The 18,943-nt window shown below is 49.9% G+C and carries 21 protein-coding genes and 1 tRNA gene; 12 read left to right on the top strand and 10 right to left on the bottom strand.

The features are described 5' to 3' along the window. Positions 1-112: 112 nt before the first annotated feature. Positions 113-691, top strand: a complete 579-nt coding sequence (locus tag H6G45_RS15075; protein WP_190599220.1) for a Uma2 family endonuclease — start codon at positions 113-115, stop codon at positions 689-691. A 30-nt stretch (positions 692-721) separates the two neighbouring features. Here H6G45_RS15075 and H6G45_RS15080 read toward each other — a convergent pair whose 3' ends face one another. From H6G45_RS15080 to H6G45_RS15090, 3 genes are all read right to left on the bottom strand, one after another. Further along, positions 722-937 carry a hypothetical protein gene (locus tag H6G45_RS15080; RefSeq protein ID WP_190599221.1) on the bottom strand — a complete coding sequence of 72 codons (216 nt, stop codon included), beginning with the start codon at positions 935-937 and terminating at the stop codon, positions 722-724. A gap of 50 nt (positions 938-987) precedes the next feature. Next, entirely contained in the window at positions 988-1,662 is a 675-nt protein-coding gene (locus H6G45_RS15085) for a hypothetical protein (protein ID WP_190599222.1), read from the bottom strand. A gap of 61 nt (positions 1,663-1,723) precedes the next feature. Continuing rightward, positions 1,724-2,074, bottom strand: a complete 351-nt coding sequence (locus tag H6G45_RS15090) for a hypothetical protein (RefSeq protein ID WP_190599223.1) — start codon at positions 2,072-2,074, stop codon at positions 1,724-1,726. Between the two features lie 275 nt (positions 2,075-2,349). Here H6G45_RS15090 and H6G45_RS15095 point away from each other — a divergent pair, with 275 nt between their 5' ends. Both H6G45_RS15095 and H6G45_RS15100 read left to right on the top strand, forming a co-directional pair. Then, a complete protein-coding gene (locus H6G45_RS15095; protein ID WP_242018189.1) occupies positions 2,350-3,276 on the top strand; it encodes a shikimate dehydrogenase in 927 nt (308 codons plus the stop codon). Positions 3,277-3,632: 356 nt separating this feature from the next. Next, positions 3,633-3,974: a type II toxin-antitoxin system HicB family antitoxin gene (locus H6G45_RS15100; protein ID WP_190599224.1), complete on the top strand. Its 342-nt coding sequence runs from the start codon at positions 3,633-3,635 to the stop codon at positions 3,972-3,974. A gap of 76 nt (positions 3,975-4,050) precedes the next feature. Here H6G45_RS15100 and H6G45_RS15105 read toward each other — a convergent pair whose 3' ends face one another. Genes H6G45_RS15105 through H6G45_RS15115 form a run of 3 tightly spaced genes read right to left on the bottom strand, consistent with a single transcriptional unit; the run spans position 4,051 to position 5,348 of the window. Continuing rightward, positions 4,051-4,428 (bottom strand): hypothetical protein, encoded by a 378-nt coding sequence (locus H6G45_RS15105; RefSeq protein WP_190599225.1) that lies wholly within the window; start codon positions 4,426-4,428, stop codon positions 4,051-4,053. Next, positions 4,425-4,640: a hypothetical protein gene (locus H6G45_RS15110; protein ID WP_190599226.1), complete on the bottom strand. Its 216-nt coding sequence runs from the start codon at positions 4,638-4,640 to the stop codon at positions 4,425-4,427. Before H6G45_RS15110 ends, H6G45_RS15105 begins: the two co-directional genes overlap by 4 nt. Before the next feature lie 9 nt (positions 4,641-4,649). Next, the gene (locus H6G45_RS15115; protein ID WP_190599227.1) at positions 4,650-5,348 is read right to left on the bottom strand and encodes a hypothetical protein; all 699 of its coding nucleotides are present in this window, start codon (positions 5,346-5,348) and stop codon (positions 4,650-4,652) included. Between the two features lie 209 nt (positions 5,349-5,557). Here H6G45_RS15115 and H6G45_RS15120 point away from each other — a divergent pair, with 209 nt between their 5' ends. Continuing rightward, a complete protein-coding gene (locus tag H6G45_RS15120) occupies positions 5,558-5,890 on the top strand; it encodes a hypothetical protein (RefSeq protein ID WP_190599228.1) in 333 nt (110 codons plus the stop codon). On the opposite strand, the gene carA is transcribed toward H6G45_RS15120, so the two are convergent. Continuing rightward, positions 5,887-7,041 carry a glutamine-hydrolyzing carbamoyl-phosphate synthase small subunit gene (carA, locus tag H6G45_RS15125; RefSeq protein WP_190599229.1) on the bottom strand — a complete coding sequence of 385 codons (1,155 nt, stop codon included), beginning with the start codon at positions 7,039-7,041 and terminating at the stop codon, positions 5,887-5,889. The genes H6G45_RS15120 and carA overlap by 4 nt on opposite strands. Positions 7,042-7,211: 170 nt before the next feature. Here carA and H6G45_RS15130 point away from each other — a divergent pair, with 170 nt between their 5' ends. Next, positions 7,212-8,327 (top strand): helix-turn-helix domain-containing protein, encoded by a 1,116-nt coding sequence (locus H6G45_RS15130; RefSeq protein ID WP_190599230.1) that lies wholly within the window; start codon positions 7,212-7,214, stop codon positions 8,325-8,327. 68 nt (positions 8,328-8,395) lie between these two features. Here the strand turns inward: H6G45_RS15130 and H6G45_RS15135 are convergent, their stop codons facing one another. From H6G45_RS15135 to H6G45_RS15145, 3 genes are all read right to left on the bottom strand, one after another. Then, entirely contained in the window at positions 8,396-10,927 is a 2,532-nt protein-coding gene (locus H6G45_RS15135) for a mannose-1-phosphate guanyltransferase (RefSeq protein ID WP_190599231.1), read from the bottom strand. A 158-nt stretch (positions 10,928-11,085) separates the two neighbouring features. Beyond that, entirely contained in the window at positions 11,086-12,279 is a 1,194-nt protein-coding gene (lhgO, locus tag H6G45_RS15140) for an L-2-hydroxyglutarate oxidase (RefSeq protein WP_190599232.1), read from the bottom strand. A gap of 155 nt (positions 12,280-12,434) precedes the next feature. Beyond that, positions 12,435-12,508, bottom strand: a tRNA-Val gene (locus H6G45_RS15145). A 51-nt stretch (positions 12,509-12,559) separates the two neighbouring features. Here H6G45_RS15145 and H6G45_RS15150 point away from each other — a divergent pair. From H6G45_RS15150 to H6G45_RS15180, 7 genes are all read left to right on the top strand, one after another. Continuing rightward, entirely contained in the window at positions 12,560-13,432 is an 873-nt protein-coding gene (locus H6G45_RS15150; RefSeq protein ID WP_190599233.1) for a shikimate dehydrogenase, read from the top strand. A 117-nt stretch (positions 13,433-13,549) separates the two neighbouring features. Then, complete coding sequence (locus H6G45_RS15155; RefSeq protein ID WP_190599234.1) at positions 13,550-14,770, top strand: ATP phosphoribosyltransferase regulatory subunit; 1,221 nt, start codon at positions 13,550-13,552, stop codon at positions 14,768-14,770. Positions 14,771-14,847: 77 nt separating this feature from the next. Further along, positions 14,848-15,174 (top strand): glutaredoxin 3, encoded by a 327-nt coding sequence (gene grxC, locus H6G45_RS15160; protein ID WP_190599235.1) that lies wholly within the window; start codon positions 14,848-14,850, stop codon positions 15,172-15,174. A gap of 30 nt (positions 15,175-15,204) precedes the next feature. Then, positions 15,205-16,092: a fructosamine kinase family protein gene (locus H6G45_RS15165; RefSeq protein WP_190599236.1), complete on the top strand. Its 888-nt coding sequence runs from the start codon at positions 15,205-15,207 to the stop codon at positions 16,090-16,092. 289 nt (positions 16,093-16,381) lie between these two features. Next, a complete protein-coding gene (locus H6G45_RS15170) occupies positions 16,382-17,158 on the top strand; it encodes an RNA polymerase sigma factor SigF (protein ID WP_190599237.1) in 777 nt (258 codons plus the stop codon). 127 nt (positions 17,159-17,285) lie between these two features. Further along, positions 17,286-17,627, top strand: coding sequence for an iron-sulfur cluster assembly accessory protein (locus tag H6G45_RS15175; protein ID WP_190599238.1), 342 nt, complete (start codon positions 17,286-17,288; stop codon positions 17,625-17,627). A gap of 8 nt (positions 17,628-17,635) precedes the next feature. Further along, complete coding sequence (locus H6G45_RS15180; protein WP_190599239.1) at positions 17,636-18,823, top strand: glycosyltransferase; 1,188 nt, start codon at positions 17,636-17,638, stop codon at positions 18,821-18,823. Positions 18,824-18,943: the final 120 nt, after the last annotated feature.

Below are 18,943 nucleotides of genomic sequence, written 5' to 3' on the forward strand. Positions count from 1 at the left end.
CTTCCCTTTGGAAGACGGTCAGTTAAATACAAGACAAATTTAGAAGGCTCTCAGTGAAAACAACTTTGATTTCGATTAGTTAATTTCAGTCGAAGAAGCTACCAAGTAAATCATGAAAACATTAACACTCAAGCTAGATCGGGTTAACTTGACCGATGAACAATTTTATAATCTTTGTCTTGCAAACCCCGATCGCCAATTAGAACGCAATAGCACAGGAGATTTAATTGTTATGTCCCCCGTTGGTGGAGTGAGCGGTAACCGAGAAGCAGACTTCCTCATTGATCTGGGCATTTGGAATCGACAAACTGGGCTGGGCAAAATTTTTAGTTCTTCCACCATCTTCCGTTTACCTCAAGGCGGCGATCGATCTCCTGATGCCGCTTGGGTTAGCTTGGAGAAATGGCAAAGTCTAAGCCGGGAAGACCAAGAAAAATTTCCACCCCTTTGCCCTGATTTTGTCCTAGAATTACGCTCCCGCACTGATCGCCTAGACGAATTACAGGCAAAAATGGAAGAATATTTAGCCAGCGGATTACGACTAGGCTGGTTAATTAACCCCCAAGATCAGACTGTAGAAATTTATCGCCCCAAAAATCCAGTGGAGATAAAAACTTTACCAACTATTTTAAATGGGGAAAATGTGCTACCGGAATTCAGTCTCCAAATAGCACGTTTTGACGAAGTTTAATGACCCATTTTGGCAAATGGAAACCCAAAATTAATCATACCCGACCAAGTAGTCTCCGATAGTGATTTCACTATTATGATTAGTCCACCAACCCTCTTCTTGCATATCAGCTAAATAGCCCCAATCCATTGACCGGTCATCATAGCGATCTACTCCATAGCTATTTGAATTTGCAGAGCTTTCGTAATTTTCATCATCATCATAAAAGTCATCATTGTCACTGTAAAAAGGCTTAGGATTAATCATGGTAAATCTCCTAATGTAAGTTAACAAATTAACAAGGAAAAGCTAAAAAATTAGGTTGGATTTAATTGAGCTTGGGGACTACCGAATAAGCTTTTAACTTTGTCCCAACCCCAGTTGAACAAACTAACCAGGCAGTCCTTTACTGCAGTTATTGTTTTACCCACCACGTTTACTGTCCCCTGCCAACCCTGATGAGCCATGGTTTCCACAAACTTCCAGAGTTGAACTAGAATTTTCTGAATCCTGTCTAGGCATTGACGGATACCTCCCACAAGCCAGTGGAACAGTTTTGCTAGGCGTTGATGACGGTTGGCTAGGTAGACCACAAATTTGTGTATGTAGGGTAAGGCAAATTGAGTTAGTCCCACCAGACCTTTAGCCAAGAGTAGGCTGCTTAATTCAGGTACACAGGTTACAGCTAAACCAAACATTAGCCCCATACCCAAAATATCCATGCCATGGCGTTTAAACATGGGCATTAAATAATTGTCCATCAAGCGTTTACGGAAGCTGGGAGAATTACATAACTGATGACGGAACTTTAATAGATAACGGAGGAAAGCAATAATGCGCTCAGTGTAGGTGCGACGGGTATTTTCATCGAGGGGAATATTTTTCGTTTTCGCCATATCCTCTAGGGTGAAATTAATGGTGTCGGCCATTTCTTGATAATTACGGATTAATGCATCATCAACAGTGGCGTTGGGGGTAAAACTATTAACCATAGGATTGTAGAGTGAAGAAGTTTTAGGGTTGGAAACAGAAGCAGTAGGGTAAATCATTTTCTTAACCTGCCATCATGGCTAAAATGTGGGCATATTCTGCGTTAATGTTGGCCATGGAAAACTTATTTGATGATTGGGATGAAGACGTAACTGCAGGAGTAGAAACAATTTCAAACCAAAGGATTGATTTATGGGGACTTCCACAGCGATTATCCAAAAATTTCCAGCCAATACGGAGCTTGGTGCCTGGTGCTAAGTTCAGTAACGTAGCCCCCTTGCCATTGAAAGCCACATACTTTTCTCCCGTTTCAGTGAAGATGTCATAGCGACAGCGGTAAGGATCTCCCGTCGTTTTACCAGCGGTATTGCTAGTGCGGGCAATGGTGATGTTGTCGTAATTAAGGGGAGTCATGGGGCTTACCAAAAATTGAACTGTTATTTACCTATCGGCTTCTCCCCAGGAAGTTATGCAAAATCACAAAATATTCTTTTTAGCTGGGCTGCTAGTTATTGAATTGGAAAGATGTTAGTGTCTCAATCCCTGACAGGGTAAAGGCTCCAGCCCATGACACTAAACTTTTTTGTTCCCGGTCAGCCGAGGCTCGTTTTTGAATATTCCATCTACTGCCAACGCAAGTGATATCAAGCCATGATATCGTTAGAGAGGTAAAGCCAGCACCTAAATAAATGAATAAAAAACAGGAACGGATTCCGCTTGCCATCCACCCCGGGGATGATCAACCTGAGGCATCAGGGCAGTCCATTATGATCCCGCCTCAAAAACAAATGACTGGCATGCTCGGTCATCCCGTGGCCGAGAACCCGATCGACCTCATGTTCGATGCGGTCTATGCCCATTACGACCTGCCCTGGCAGTTCTGGAAGAGCGATATCGCTTCTGAAGCGGATCTCGCTCATGCGGTCAGGGCTCTGGTGCCCCTCGGCTACCGGGGCGTCGGCATCACCGTACCCTACAAGGTAGCGGTCATCCCCATGCTGGATGCGATCGACGATGACGTGAAGGCGATCGGTGCGGCCAACTACGTCACAGTGGAGCAGGGTCGCCTGATCGGCCACAACAACGACGGCAAGGGGGTGGTGAAGGCGATCGAGAAGGTGGCCTCCCTCAGAGGACAGCGCGTGGTGATGCTTGGCGCCGGTGGCGCCGGGAGGGCGATGGCAGCGGAACTGGCCTGGGCCGGTGCTGAGCAGCTCACCCTAATTACCCGGCGGCAGGAGCAAGGTGAGGAAGTGGCTGCGATGGTGACTCGTGTGTCCGGTGTTCCAGCGACTTGGCAACCCTGGCAGGGGAAGGTAGTGCTGCCGGAAGGCACTACCCTGCTGATGAATGCCACCCATCTCGGTTGCGCCCCTGAACTCGAGCCGGTGCCTCTGGACTGGAACAGCCTTGCTCCAGGCACTGTGGTGGTGGATGTGATCACCAATCCGCGGATCACGCCCTTCTTGGCGACGGCCCGTGAACGGGGTTGCCCGATCGTGGATGGGGTGGAGATGCTTGTGCAGCTAGCGATCCAGATCTTCGAGCAGTGGACGGGCATCACCCCTGATGAGGCGGTGTTCCAGAGGGCTGTGGCGGAAGCACTGGGCGAATAACGCCAGCACCACTGTCAGCAGATGCGCGGCAGCAGTTCACCGCTCAACGATGTGAGCAACCGCTCCGGAGAGCAGGGCGAGGGCGGGCGCCGGCCATGGTCGTTGGGGGCAAGGGGGTGTCCCAAGGCAATGGTTCAAAAGTTCGAGTCTCTCTAAACGGGCTAAAAGCTGTCTTTCACAAACCTCATCCGAATAATGAAGTCGGGCGCAGTTGTGTAAGAGAGATACCCCAACTTCTAGGGCCAGCTAACGTTTTTTAGTTTCATATGAGTAAGGTTTACTAAAAAAATCAATAAAATAAGGGATCGTATTTTTGTATGTTTTCCCTTTTTTCAAAAATAACCGATCGGAGATTTATGCAAACTGCTACTTATAAAGGCTATACCGGAAAATTTGAGTTAGACCTTGAAGAAAATCTTATCTCTGGTTTAGTTATTGACATTAAAGATGTTATTACCTTCCATGGCCAGACAATTGAAGAAGCCATTAATTGTTTTCATGAATCCGTTGATGATTATTTAGACTTTTGTCAAGAGCGAGGGGAAGAACCAGAAAAACCCTTCTCCGGCAAACTCCCCTATCGTACAACCCCTGAAATACATCGTAAAATTTACATTGCCGCCACCAAAGCTGGTAAGAGTATTAATGCTTGGATGGATGAGGTGCTATCAATCCAGCTAGAAAAGATGAGTAATTAATTAAAAAAGCAATGAAAGAGCAAGCATGAGACACCTACCCTTCCACCGCCTAGCTTTAGTTAAAATTTTGTTAGAGCTAGTAAAAAGCCTCCCATTGATCCAAAATGCCATTGTCATTGAAGTCCATGTCCCAAGCATCTTGGCTGTTGTCTAGCTGAGCATTAAAAATTTCATCGGGACTAGCAATATCGGCTCCCCGGGCCAGGTTAGCGGAGGGGTCTTCCAGAAAAACGTTATCGAGGCGATCGCCTAAATCGGGATAACTGCTCTGGGGGTAAATATGGGAAATATGCTTATCCCGCATAAATTCTTCGACAAAATCCGCCCCTTGGAGTTTCACATCGATGGGAATCAGATGGTTATAGGCTAATTCTGGATCCAGCCCATAGTTGTCGAAGCGGGAAGCCAAATATTGTTGTTGTTCTTGGGGTAAATCACCATAATTGAAGCTCATTTTTTTAGATTCCTACCGTACTTTAGAGCTAACCAAAGAGCAGTTTCCACTGCCAGAAAAATCCACACCGTTTGTAGAAGGTAACCGAGGGCTACCCCTCCTGTAGTGACTCCGATCGCCACTAAACGACGCTTACGCGCATCCGCTTGGAATCGTTGCCAACGGTCGTCTTCAATGGTGTTTAACCGTTGCTGTTTATACAGGTTATCCATGGTTGCTCCTTAGTAAATAAATTGGTGGGGGGTATTGTAGGGAATGGCTACCAAATGTTGATTCTGACCACTCCAAATCTCCACCGGTAAACTGTTGCCTAAATCCGTAGGAATAAAGCCCAAATTCTGCTTTTGGCCAACCCAATCAAGGTCAAAGCCATAACCCGCCATGGTAAACATCAACTGATTGGCAATGTCGGCGATCGCCAAACAAGCCACATAGCCATCGGGAAATTGCACAGCAAAAGTAGTGCTAGGAGCAGAGGTTTGGGGATGGGGCATGATCAACAACAGGCGACGGACAGCTTCTCCCCGGTGACGTTTACGGTGATAGATATAGGAATCAGGACTGTTTACCCATTCCAAATTGAGTGCCCGCAGGGTAGCTTCATCTGCCCTTTGCAGTTCATTGCTGATACCGCCGCCGAGACCAGAACCGACAGCAGCCCCAATTAAATCCCCAACTTGGAAACCGTCCCCTAGTCCTAGGCACAGACCTAATAAACCACCACCAATACGCCAGAGGGAATTTTCCTGGGCTTTTTTGGCTTGATGATCCTGAATAATCCGTTGAATTACTAAATCTTCATTGAGGGTAGGAAAGTTGATGAGGGCGCTGACAATACCTTGGTTGGGGCTAAACACCCCCGGGGTTTCGTAAATAGTCCGCTGGGCAAGAACGGTGGTTACGGGCTGGAGGTCACTCATGGCTTTTCATCGGGGTTGTAAAGGGAACTGTTTATCTATCGCCCCCGCCGCCAAACTTTATGCAAATCTCCCCCAAAACATCACCACAAAAATAAATTTGCTCCATTTGCATAACTTTCCTAGCCAGTACCGATAACTAACTCGAAGGTGAATCCAACCCCTCTAGTGGCGATCGCCTTCATCACCAATCCTAATTTTGAGGAAATTGTATGAAAACTATCCTTTTAACTGCGGTGCTGGTTCTTGTTACTGGAACCGCCGCCCAAGCTCAGTATTACAACGGCTATAGCTACGGCAACGATAACTACCGCCAAAACTATGGCACCTACCAGGGTCGTAATGGTTACCGCAGTAATGTCAATTACAATCAGTACGGCAATAACGGTTATGGCACTGTGCGGGACAACCGTGGTAACCAGCTTGATCACAGTCGCCAACGGGTCGGCAACACAACCTTTGATAACTACCGGTTTAACAACGGACGCAGTATAAATTGTACTACTATGACTATCGGCAATATAGTCAATCGCAACTGTTACTAAGCAGCGGCCTCGGCCTTTTGTTGGCGCATCAACTGGACAAAATCCGCAAACAAATAATCAGCATCATGGGGCCCTGGACTGGCCTCAGGGTGATACTGCACCGAGAAAAATGGTAGTTCCTTATGGCGTAGCCCCGCCACCGTTTTATCGTTGAGATTGAAATGGGTAATTTCCACTTCTTCGACTAGGGAATCTTCCGTCACAGCAAAACCATGGTTCTGGCTGGTAATTTCCACCTGTTGCTTGAGACCACAGGGTTGATTGAGCCCCCGATGGCCAAATTTGAGCTTAAAGGTTTCCGCCCCCAAAGATAACCCCAACACTTGATGCCCCATGCAAATGCCAAAAATGGGCTTTTTCGCCGCCAACAATTCCTTAGTGGTGACAATGCCTTCCTCCACCGCTGCGGGATCACCAGGGCCATTGGAAAGGAAAATGCCGTCGGGGTTGTACTGGAGAATCTCCGCTGGGGACGTGCTGGCGGGCACCACAATCACCCGACAACCATAACTGGCAAGGCGACGTAGAATATTCCGCTTCACCCCAAAGTCCAGGGCCACCACGGTGAGGGGCGGTTGTCCCTTTTGTTCCGCTACTGGCCCGAATTGCCAATGGTCATTGGTGGGATCGGTCCATTCGTAAACTTCACGGGTAGTCACTTCCTTGACCAGGTTCAACCCCGCCATGCTCGGGGCCGCCTGAATATGCTGTAACAGGGCTTCCGGCTCCAAAATTTCCGTGGAGATGCCGCCGTTCATGGCACCAACGGAACGCAACTTGCGGGTCAGGGCCCTGGTGTCGATGCCATAAATGCCGATAATTTTATGTTCTACTAGATAGTCCGGTAGGGATTGGGTCGATCGCCAGTTGCTGGGGCGGCGGGTAATGTTGCGGGCCACTACCCCCTTAACGTGGGGATGGATGGATTCTTCATCCTCCCCATTGACTCCGGTATTGCCCAACTCGGGATAGGTAAACGTGACAATCTGGCCGCAATAACTGGGGTCGGTCATCACTTCTTGGTAACCAGTCATGCCGGTGTTGAATACCACCTCTCCCACTGTGGTGCCATTGGCCCCAAAGGACCAACCGGGATAGGCGGTGCCATCCGCAAGGACAAGAAGGGCCGGTTTCGCCGCAGCAATTGGCATAATGATATATTGCAAGGTAGCTGGAATAGGACCATTCGGCCGTAGTGGGAAAAAGTTATATCCTTGGAATCCTGCCCAGGGTAATTTGCTTTCGCCCGGCCGCCGCCGAATCAACCACATATTAGCAGATTCACCCCTGTCGTCTGTTCCACTAATGTCAAATTGTCCTGATGGTTACTGCCATGAGTCCCGCTAAGCTGACCGACACCGATAAACAAGAGTTGGTTGACCTTTACCGGCAAACCCCCGCCACCACCACTACCTTGGCGGAACGTTTTGGGGTGAGCGTTTCCACCGTCAGTCGTCTCCTAAAAACGGCGATCGCCAGTGGGGAGTATGAAACCTTGGTGCAGGAGAAAAGGGGCAGTAAGGGACCCAGAAATGATGCCCAGTTGACGCTACCTTTGCCCAAGCCATCCAGGAAAAAGTCAGAGGGGACGGAAACTAACAGTCCTTCGGATTCCGTGGCCGAGATTTCCCCTGTGGCTGAACTGAACGATCCAGATGGTGACAATGGTGAGACCACCACTAGCCAGGGCCGCCGTGTGCGTTCCCGCCGTCGAGTCACCAGCAGTTCTGTTGACCCAGGGCGTGATGGGTTTGCCGATGCGGTAGAAACCGTCGATCCGCCGGCGATCGCCTTACCCGCCCCAGCCCAGCCTGGCCCAACGGAATTTGGTGACAGCCCAACCGCCATGCCAGTGGCTAAAACTGAAGTACCATCGGATGCCCCCATGGTTCGACGCCCCCAGATTGTTTCGATTAAATCCTCTGCCCTAGATGAAATTGTCAAGGACATAGACGAGGACTTAGATTTGCTGGATGAGGAAGATGAAGATATTGATGATTTAGACGACGAGGACGATGAAGATGACGAGTTTGAAGACGAATTAGAGGATTTTGACGAAGACCAGGGGGAAGAAGATTATGTCCCCACCCCAGTGGCCACCAAACAAACTCAAACAAACACCGCAGAACTAATTTCAATTTTGCCCCTGATGGAAGCGTCTATGCCCAAAAACTGCTACCTGGTGGTGGACAGGAGAGGCGAATTGATTGTCCGTCCCCTGAAGGAGTTCAGCCTAGATGGAGCCCTACCCCCCGAAGAAGTCCAGGCCAAAACCCTACCTGTATTTGATAATCATCGAGTGGCCAGGCGCTTTTCCCTCAAAACCCAAAAGGTAATTCGCTTGCCTGACGCTAGCATCGTCCAAAAAACTGCCCAAGCACTCAAGTCCAAGGGCATTACCAGGGTGTTTCTCGGCGGCCAGGTCTACTCTCTTTAACTTTATCGATCCACTGGCGATCGCCTTAGTAATAGTGGTTCCCAAAGGGGTTTCACCCATCCCTAGCATCAGGAAAAATGTTGGTAGGATTCCTCCTGGGCATCGCTAATAAAATTCAATACCTGAGCCTGGTAGTAACGTAATTTGTCATCTACCCAGTGGCGGTCTTCACTGTTGGCATAAATGTGGACTAGGGGCTCTCCCGCATCGGGCAAAATCAAGACCCAGTTGTCTCCGTTGGGAAAAGTTATTTTTACCCCGTCCACCAGTTCAATATGCTGATCCCGATGGATTTCCACTAAATGGCGCATCAGGGCCCCTTTAATTTTCCAAGAACAACGGACACTGCAACTGTTGTGGTAAACCGTCGGCAATTCTGCCCGAATTTCCCCCAGGGTACGTTTTTGCACAGTCAGCATTTCCATCACTTTGGCAATGCAGAACATGGCATCAAAGCCGGGGTGTAAGCGGGGGAAAATAAAACCGGTTTCCCCACTGCCCCCCAAAACCACGTTATGGCTCGATTGGGCGGCGGCCATCAAAGCGGTGGGATTGGCCTTGGTCCTCAAAACTTTCCCTCCATGGCGGCGGGCCAACTTCTCCACTGCACTGGAGGCCTGCACTGGCACCACAATGGTTCCCCTGGGAGAGGCAGTTAACATCATGTGCACCATCAAGGCCGTCAGCAGTTCCCCCCGGATGGGCAAGCCCCCTTCGTCCACCAGGGTAAGTTGTTCTCCATTGGCGGAAACCTGCACTCCCAAATTGGCCTGGAGCGCCGATACCACTTGCCCCAACTGACTGAGTAGGACTTCCTTTTCTTCGTTGGAAACAGCCGTTTGCCGCAGGCTGGCATTGAGGACCACTGCGTCACAGCCGAATTTGGTTAACAGTAAGGGCAGAATGGCACCGGACACCCCATAGGCATAGTCGATGACAATTTTGGCCCCATCATTATTGATGATGTCCATCTCCAGAAGCTTTTCAAAGGTGTGGCAGTAGGTTTCCAACACCTGGGCCGGATAGGACATATCGCCGATTTGAGGAATGCTGACCCGACGTAAATCTTCCTTGAAATAGGCCCCTTCAATTTTTTTCTCGGTCTTTTTGGAAATGTTGATACCCTGGCTATCAAGAAATTCAATCAGCAAATAATCCGGGCGATCAGGGTGAATACGCACATGGATGCCACCGGCCACTTTCAACTTCGGGGTCATGGTGCGGGCAATGGGAATCGCTGTCGCTTCCAGGTTTTGGATGTTTACCCCCACCGACATCAGGCCAGCAATGAGGGAACGGGTAACCATGCGGGAGACGTTGCGTTGATCCCGGGAAACAACAATTTCCGCCCCTGGCTTGAGGGAAGAACCGTAGGCTGCCCCCAATTTAACGGCAAACTCCGGCGTCATATCAATGTTGACAATGCCGGAAACCCCCCTCTGGCCGAATAGGTTGCGGTGGCCGGTGCTTCCCCAGATCAAATTAATGTTGAGAATAGCCCCCGGTTCCACCCGTTTACTGGGCCAAACTTTAACGTTGGAGTTGATCTGGGCTTCTTCGCCAATGATGGATAGGGGACCAATTACCGCCCCTTCCAGCACCTGTACCCGTCTTTCTATGCGACAGCCCCGTCCCACCACACAGGCAGCCAGGTAAGCTTCATCGCCAATGAGGACTCCATTCCAAATAATAGCCCGTTTTAATTCTGCTCCAGCGCCAATGGTGACGTTATCGCCAATGATGGTACCGGCTTCCAATCTAGTGCCCGGGCCGATGTTGCAGTTATCGCCGATCGCCAGGGGGGGAATCAGAACAGCGGTGGGATCAATGGTGGTGTTTTCCCCGATCCAAATGTCGGAGTGCCGGGGCAGGTTACCCAATTCCAACGTGACTTTTTTTTCTAGGGCATCGTATTGAGCTTCCCGGTAGGCATCTAGATTACCAACATCACACCAGTAACCATCGGCGACAAAACCATACATGGGCTCGTCATTTTCCAGTAGGAGGGGAAATAAATCCTTGGAAAAATCCATTTCCTCCCTGGGGGGCAGATAGGCCAGCACCTCCGGTTCGAGGATATAGGTGCCGGTGTTGACGGTGTCGGAAAAAACTTCACTGGTGGAGGGTTTTTCTAAAAATCTTTGCACCCGTTGGTTTTCGTCGGTGATGACCACGCCAAATTCCAGGGGGTTGGGAACCTTGGTCAAAATCAGGGTCGCCTTGGCCTGTTTTTGTCTGTGGAAGGCGATCGCCTGGGTGAGATTAAAATCTGTGATGCTATCCCCACTAATGACCAAAAAAGTATCATCCAGTAACTCTTCAATGTTTTTGACACAACCCGCCGTACCGAGGGGATGTTCATCCTCCACTGCATAGGTCATCTGAACCCCGAATTCACTGCCGTCGAGGAAATAGTCCCGCATGGCATCGGGGAGGTAATGGAGGGTGGCCACCACTTCGGTGATGTTATGGCGACGGAGCAAATGGATAATATGGGCGGCGATCGGTTGATTAACAATGGGCACCATGGGCTTGGGTAGATCGCAAGTCAGGGGTCTCAAACGGGTGCCTGCCCCCCCTGCCATCAACACAGCTCGCATTCCTTTACCTCAGTGACGAATTTCTGTTCCCATCTTAAGGTAAACCACTGACTCTGACCGGTGGTGGGACAATCGCCTCGCAGCTAGAGCCATGCCAACGAATTCCCCGTTGCCTTGTCATTTTCGACCCATTACTTTAAATAATTGGCCCCAGTCTTTTACAGCGTCGGTACCTGGGCGGCGATCGCCTTGCCAATTTCCAAAGAAGCTGTGGCCGCCGGAGAAGGAGCGTTAAGTACCTGGAGGGAATTGGGGCCGGGGACAATGAGAAAATCCTCCACCAAAGCCCCATCATTTTTCAGCGCTTGGGCCCTCACCCCCGCTGGATTGGGCACAATGTCGTCCGCCGTCACTTCCGGAATTAATTCTTGTAAACTCCGCACAAAGGCCGCCTTACTGAAGGAACGAATAATTTCCTGTAGGCCTTCTTGCCAATGTTTACCCACCAACTTCCAAAAGCCAGCATAGGCCATCACCTCAGTAAAATCTCCCCAATCAAAATCTGTTTTGCGATAACCTTCCCGCTTCAAACTCAGCACCGCATTGGGCCCAGCGTGGATACTGCCATCAATCATGCGAGTGAAATGTACCCCCAAAAAGGGAAAGGCCGGGTTGGGGACCGGGTAAATTAAACCTTTGACTAAATATCTTTTCTCTGGCTTCAACTCATAATATTCTCCCCGAAAAGGCACGATTTTAGCATCAGGCTTGATCCCCGCCATCTTGGCCAGGCGATCGCTCTGGAGACCGCCACAATTGATCAGAAAACGACTAAAAAAATCCCCCTGGTTAGTGACCAAACTATGGCCATTAGCCTGGGTTGCAATACCACTTACCCGATGGTTAAACTTGATTTCTCCGCCCTGGGCCTGAATTAATTCCGCATATTTTTGACAAACCAGTTTGTAATTAACAATGCCAGAAGTGGACACATGAATCCCCCCTAAGCATCGCACATGGGGCTCATACTCCCCAACCTGTTCAGGGCTAAGTTTTTTCACCTTTAAGCCATTGGCTTGACCCCGATTAAATAGGTTTTCCAATAGGGGCAATTCCGCCGGTTTGGTCGCCACAATCACTTTGCCACAAACCTCGTAGGGCAGGGCGTGTTCCTGGCAAAATTCCACCATGCTTTGGTTGCCAGCTTTGGTGAATTGGGCCTTAAAGCTGCCAGGTTTATAGTAAATGCCAGAGTGAATGACGCCGCTATTGTGCCCCGTTTGGTGGTGGGCTGGCTCCGCTTCCTTCTCCAAAATCAATAATTTGTATTGAGGAAAACGACGACTAATAAATAACCCCGTGGCCAAACCAACAATGCCACCGCCGATAATTGTGATGTCATAGGAAGCCATTTTTTCCCCACTCCTTAGAAAAATTACCAGCTAATTATCCTAGCCGGACAATGCTGCCCGAGGAAACATAATGATCAATTGCTCTCGTTGGCCGTAAACCATTGCAGACGAAAGTTTCCCTTTGACCAGGAATAGCCTGTCAGGGAGCAGGTTTATGGACGTAACTGGATTCGAACCAGTGACCCCATCGATGTCAACGATGTACTCTAACCAACTGAGCTATACGTCCTAGCAATTTAGTAATATAGCATGGCTCCATTTAAATTAACAATTGTCCCCCATGCTCCCCATTACCGGTAAAACTAAGCTTCTCGGTGTGATTGGTCATCCGGTGGCCCATTCCCTGTCCCCGGTGATGCACAATGCAGCTCTCCAGGCGATCTCCAGTGACTATGTGTATGCCGCTTTTCCCATTGCCCCGGCGGATTTGCCAGTAGCCATTGAAGGTTTGGGGGCTAGTGGAGTCCAGGGGTTAAGCGTGACGATTCCCCATAAACAGGCGGTGATGCCTTTATTGACCCAGATAACTGAAACCGCTCAGCAAGTGGGGGCCGTGAATACTCTCTGGCGGGATGGCCATGGTTGGCAGGGAACCAATACCGATGTTGAGGGTTTTTTGGCTCCTTTATTGGAGTTAAAGCGAGATTGGTCAGGGGGGAAGGCGATGGTCCTCGGTCACGGTGGGGCCGCCAGAGCAGTGGTGGTGGGTTTAATCCAATTGGGTTGTCCAGAAATTATTGTGGTGGGTCGCAGTCCAGAAAAGCTGGCCCAGTTTGCCGACAGTTGGACAGATCGGGAAATCAAACAAGCTTTGCAAGTCCTGCCCTGGGAAGAGTTATCCAAGGTTATCCCCCAAGCAACTTTATTGATTAACAGTACCCCCGTGGGCATGGTTCCCCATCCCGAGCAATCCCCCCTAGATCAATGCCTGGTGGAAAAATTACCGCCAACGGCGATCGCCTATGACCTAATTTATACTCCCCGCCCCACCAAGTTTTTACAACAGGCCCAGGAGCGAGGCTTAGTGACCATCGACGGAGCAGAAATGCTCGTGCAACAGGGGGCTGCGGCATTGAAAATTTGGTTACAACGGGACGTACCAGTTGATGTGATGCGCCAAGCCCTACTCCATCACCTAGAAAAATCCGCCTGATCATCTGGAAGTAAGGGTTTTTGAGAATTTTGCCAACCAAGGAAAACCGGGGAAATATTCCTTGGGGTTGCGGGAAAACATTATATTTAAATTTGCCCCCGCCGAAACTAAGCTGCCATGATTCACCATCCCCCCGCTGGAGCCAGGGACTTACTTCCCCTAGAAGTTGCCCAAAAAGCCTGCATCAATGACCAACTGCAACAAACTTTTCACCGTTGGGGCTATCAGCGCATTGTTACTTCCACTTTGGAATGGCTGGATACCCTTGTGGCCGGGGGAGCAATTTCCGCCCATAAAGTTATCCAACTCCAGGACCGGGGGGAAGGACGGTTGGGTTTACGGCCAGAATTGACTGCTTCCATTGCCCGGGCGGTGGTGACCCGCATGACTGACAATCAGCCCCAAAGATTGTGTTACCGGGCCAACGTCTTTCGCAATCCTCCAGAAGGCTACCACGGAAAGCAAATGGAGTTTTTCCAAGCGGGCATAGAATTGCTCTTTGCTGGAGGCGTCCGGGCCGATGCGGAAATTCTTCTGCTGTTGACCGATTGCCTGACCCAATTGGGCCTAACCGATTGGCAACTAATTTTGGGTGACGCTGGCTTGACCAGAAGTCTATTGGCCAAATTACCTACCACTCTCCAAGCCGCTGTCCGCGATTGCATCACCCGTTTGGACTATGTGGAGCTCTCCCAACTCCCCTATCCCGATGACGCAGCTAAAAACCTGGCCTTACAACTGTTTGACCTGCGGGGCACCGTGGAGGAAGTGTTGGGAAGATTAGCCCAATTAAACTTGGAAGGAGAATGTTTAGCTCGGGTCGATCGCCTGCAGGCATTGTTATCCTTGGTGGCGGCCAGTGGAGATGGGCCCTCCAATTTGGTACTAGATTTGAGTTGGCTCCAGCCGTTTGATTATTACACTGGGATGGTTTTCCAAGCAGTGAGCCGCCAAACTGATAACTGTTACGTATTGGGCCAGGGGGGGCGTTATGACCAACTCCTCAGTCAATACCATCCCCAACGGCAATCCTTTCCCGGTACGGGCTTTTCTTTGAACATTGAGGAACTGCACCAATGTTTGCTCGAATTGGGCACTTTACCCACCAGCACCGCCACCATCGATTATCTAGTTTGCCCGGTGGATGATGCCGCCGAGGGAGCCGCCTTTCGCCAGGCTCAACAGTTGCGCCGCCAGCATCCCGATCGCCGGGTGGAATTAGATCTAGGGGGGCGATCGCCGGAGGAACTGCACACCTATGCTGAGACCACGGCAGTGGGGCAAATCGTCTGGGTTGGGGCCGATGGCCAGGTTGAGGCTACACCGGCCGATCTGTAATGCTTGAGGAGAAGGACCAAGACAACCCCGTTGCAGTCCCCATGTGAAATTCCCAGTTCCAATCTCCAGGTAATGTCATGGCTAATTTGTTCAACTGGCTCCCCCTCCTCAGTGGCCGCCAAGCGGATGGGATCAAAGCCAAAGTGGAAGTATATACTTGGCAAACTTGTCCTTTTTGCATCCGGGCCAAGCTTTTACTGTGGTGGAAGGGAGTTAAGTTCATCGAGTATAAAATTGACGGCGATGACCAAGCCAGGCAAGCTATGGCCGCAAGGGCAGAGGGACGACGCACCGTACCCCAAATTTTTATCAATGACCAGGGCATTGGTGGCTGTGACCAACTGTATAGCCTGGACAGCCGCGGCCAGTTAGACCCCCTGTTAGCAACTCCCCCCCCAGCTTAGGAATTTGTACTCTCTATCCCTACTTTCCATTTGCCTGTGAATTCCCCTGCCCTCTGGCAAACCATTGCCCAACAAATCAGTCAGACCACCGGCCAACCCTTCCATGGGCAGGAACGGCGATCGGTGAGTGGTGGTTGCATCAACCAGGGCTATTGCCTAATGGACGGGGAGCAGAAATATTTTGTCAAACTTAACCAAGCCCAGCAGTGGCCCATGTTTCAAGCGGAGGCCCTCGGGTTAGAAGCCATGGCGGCCACCCATACCATTAGGGTTCCCCGGCCCATTTGCCACGGTAGTTCTGCCGGCCATAGTTACCTGGTGTTGGAATGGCTAGAGTTTGGCCAGGGCAACCATGATAGTTGGTATCGCATGGGGCAAAATTTGGCGGCATTGCATCAAGCGGGGGGCAGCGCCCAATTTGGTTGGCAGACTGATAACACCATCGGGGCCACTCCCCAGCCCAATCCTTGGACCGATAGTTGGGCCGACTTTTTTGCGGAGCATCGCCTCGGCTATCAACTGGCCCTAGCTCGACGACGGGGAGGCAACTTTCCCGATCCAACGGCGGTGGTGCCCAAAGTGAAGGATTTACTAGGCGATCGCCAACCGACACCGGCTTTAGTCCACGGCGATTTGTGGTCTGGCAATGGCGCAATTTTAACCACAGGGGAACCGGTAATTCTCGACCCGGCCACCTACTACGGCGATGGGGAAGTGGATATTGCCATGACAGAATTATTTGGCGGCTTTCCGGCGGGATTTTACCAGGGTTACCATGCCATTCATCCCCCAGAGCCTGGTTATCAACAACGGAAAACCCTCTACAATCTCTATCACATCCTCAACCACTTCAATTTGTTTGGGGGCGGTTATCAACAGCAAGCTCAGCAAATGCTTAAACAATGCTTAAGGATTTAGTTGAAGAATTGTTGACTTTTTCCCCATATTATTGTCCAGATTTTGAATTAGTCTTATAATTACTCTGGGTTCTTAGCCATATCTCTCCGTTGCTAACGATTCAGACGCAAACTAGTTTCCCGGACAGAGCAAGGGGGAGAATGATGCCCAAACCCAAACAAAGCGTATTTTCCGTGGCATTTGCTGGGGCATCGGTTGGCAAAAAGTTTTTGTTTTCTCCATATATTTGCTGATGTAGGCAGAGCCTGACCATCGGTAGAATTGACTAGAGTCGTCTAAACCCAAAACCATGACCAATGCCACCAGTGAAAACCTCAAACTTGAGACTCTGAGACTGTTCAAAATCTACGCAGAGTCCCACAACGTTGACGTGCGTAATCAGATTATGGAAGTCAATCTGGGCCTGGTGAGGAAAGAAGCGCACCATTGGACAGCCCAATGCAATGAAAGTTTTGAAGATTTATCCCAGGTGGGTTGTTTGGGACTAATCCGGGCTATTGAAAGATTTGATGTGAGTAAGGGCAATGCTTTTAGCTCCTTTGCCATCCCCTATGTCCGGGGAGAAATCCAGCATTTTTTGCGGGACAAAAGTAACTGCGTTCGCATTCCCCGTCGTTGGTTAGATCTGGGTCGCCAGGCGATCGCCGTCCAGCAAGAATTTCGCCTCAAATATGACCGAGCTGCCACCGATGAGGAAATTGCCCAAATTTTAGCGGTGCCCCTGACGGACTGGCAGGAAACCAAACTAGCATTGCAAAATCGTGAGCTGGTGAGTTTGGACACCAAAGTAAACGGCGACGATGACGGGCAGGTTAACCTGGGGGACTGTTTAGCCCACCACGAATTCCGTAGTTTTCAACTCAGCCCAGAGGATCAAATCCGCCTGCAACAGGCCCTGGCCGGTTTGGAAGAACGTACCCGCCGCATTGTGGAATTTGTTTTTCTCCATGACTTCACCCACAAGGAGGCCGCTGAAATGATGGGGGTAAGCGTGATCACCGTTTCCCGTCGCATCAAACAGGGCATTGGGGCATTGAAAAAAGCCTTGAATACGGAAATTTTCTAACTCTTTAGAATGGCTCTCCAGCAGTTAACGGAAAATTTCATCCAAGGTCGGCGATCGCCCTGGTAGTATGGCAGATGGAACTTTATGTCTAATTTCTCGATTTCTTTTTGAGCCATTGCGTTAGCCTATGCTGCAATTGACTGCCAGTGCCGCCCAGGAAATTAAACGATTGCAACACAGTCGCCAACTAACCCGCCACCATTTTCGCCTCGCAGTTAGGCCCGGAGGGTGCGCCGGTTGGTTATACCATTTGGATTTTGTCCCGGAAATTACCGCTGACGATTTGGAGTATGAAAGTGACGGGGTGACGGTGTTGGTCGATAGCCAGAGTGCAGGTTACCTCCACAATCTCAAATTAGATTATGCCGAAGATTTAATGGGGGGAGGATTCCGCTTCACCAACCCCAATGCCGCCCAGGTGTGCAGTTGTAGCTTGTCCTTTGCGCCTAATTTAGAAAAGAATTTGTAGGTGGACAAATGGTCACCTTTGTTTTCGTAATTACCGTAATCTCCTGCCTGATTTGGTGCTTTTTGCTGGGGGGCTGGGGAAATTTTTGGCGCTGTGATCAGGTTTTAAACTTTGATCAGCCATCGCCGTTAAAGGACTATCCCCCTGTAGCGGCCATTATTCCAGCTCGGGATGAGGCCAGCGTCTTAGGTCAAAGTTTGCCCAGTTTGTTGCAACAGCATTATCCTGGCCCATTAAGAATCATTTTGGTGGATGACCAAAGTAGTGATAACACCGGCACTGTGGCCCAACGTATCGCCACCGATTTAGGCCATGGCGATCGCCTGGAAGTGGTATCGGGGCAACCGCTACCCCCTGGGTGGTCGGGAAAATTATGGGCGGTGGAGCAGGGCTGGCAAACAGTGCAGTCGGACAAGCAAAGTCCAGAACCCCGGCCCGAGTATATTTTCCTCACCGATGCGGATATTGCCCATGGCCCCCAAACCATTAAAACTTTGGTGGAAAAAGCCCAGCGGGAAAATTTAGCCCTAGTATCCCTGATGGTACTGTTGCGCTGTGAGAGTATTTGGGAAAAATTGCTGATTCCAGCCTTTATTTTCTTCTTCCAAAAGCTCTATCCCTTCCCGTTGGTGAATAATCCCCACCATAAAACTGCGGCAGCGGCGGGGGGCTGTATTCTCATTCAACGGTCATCTTTACAAACCATTGGTGGCATTCAAGCTCTGAAGGAAGCACTAATCGATGATTGCACCCTCGCCCAGAAGGTAAAAACCCAAAAATTACCTATTTGGTTGGGGCTAACTAAGGAAAATTGGAGCTTACGGCCCTACGATCGCCTAGCAACCATTTGGCAGATGGTTAGCCGCACTGCCTATACCCAATTGGATTACAATCCCCTGCTGCTACTAGGCACTCTTCTAGGCATGGCTTTGGTTTATTTAACCGCCCCCATTGCTCTAATGCTGGCAATCATCTGGGGCGATTTACCTCTGGCTTTATTAGGATCTTTTACTTGGGTCTTAATGGCGATCGCCTATGGCCCGACCTTAAAATTCTATGGGCGCTCTCGGCTTTGGGGTTTGACCCTACCGTTAATTGCCCTGTTATATAGCCTCATGACCCTCGATTCCGCTTGGCAACATTGGCGAGGTCGGGGGGGCGGCTGGAAAGGCCGGGTTTATCCCCAGGGGTCTTAATTATCTTTTAAAACCTATTAAGAAATTTGGGAATATTATTGAGTTAATTGATGGCTGGGGTTAGTTTTGTGGTAATTAATATTCTCGAAAAACCCCAGAATATTTGATGGTCAAAGATCT

The sequence above is a fragment of the Synechocystis sp. FACHB-383 genome (assembly GCF_014698605.1).
In the GTDB taxonomy this organism is placed as follows: domain Bacteria; phylum Cyanobacteriota; class Cyanobacteriia; order Cyanobacteriales; family Microcystaceae; genus Synechocystis; species Synechocystis salina.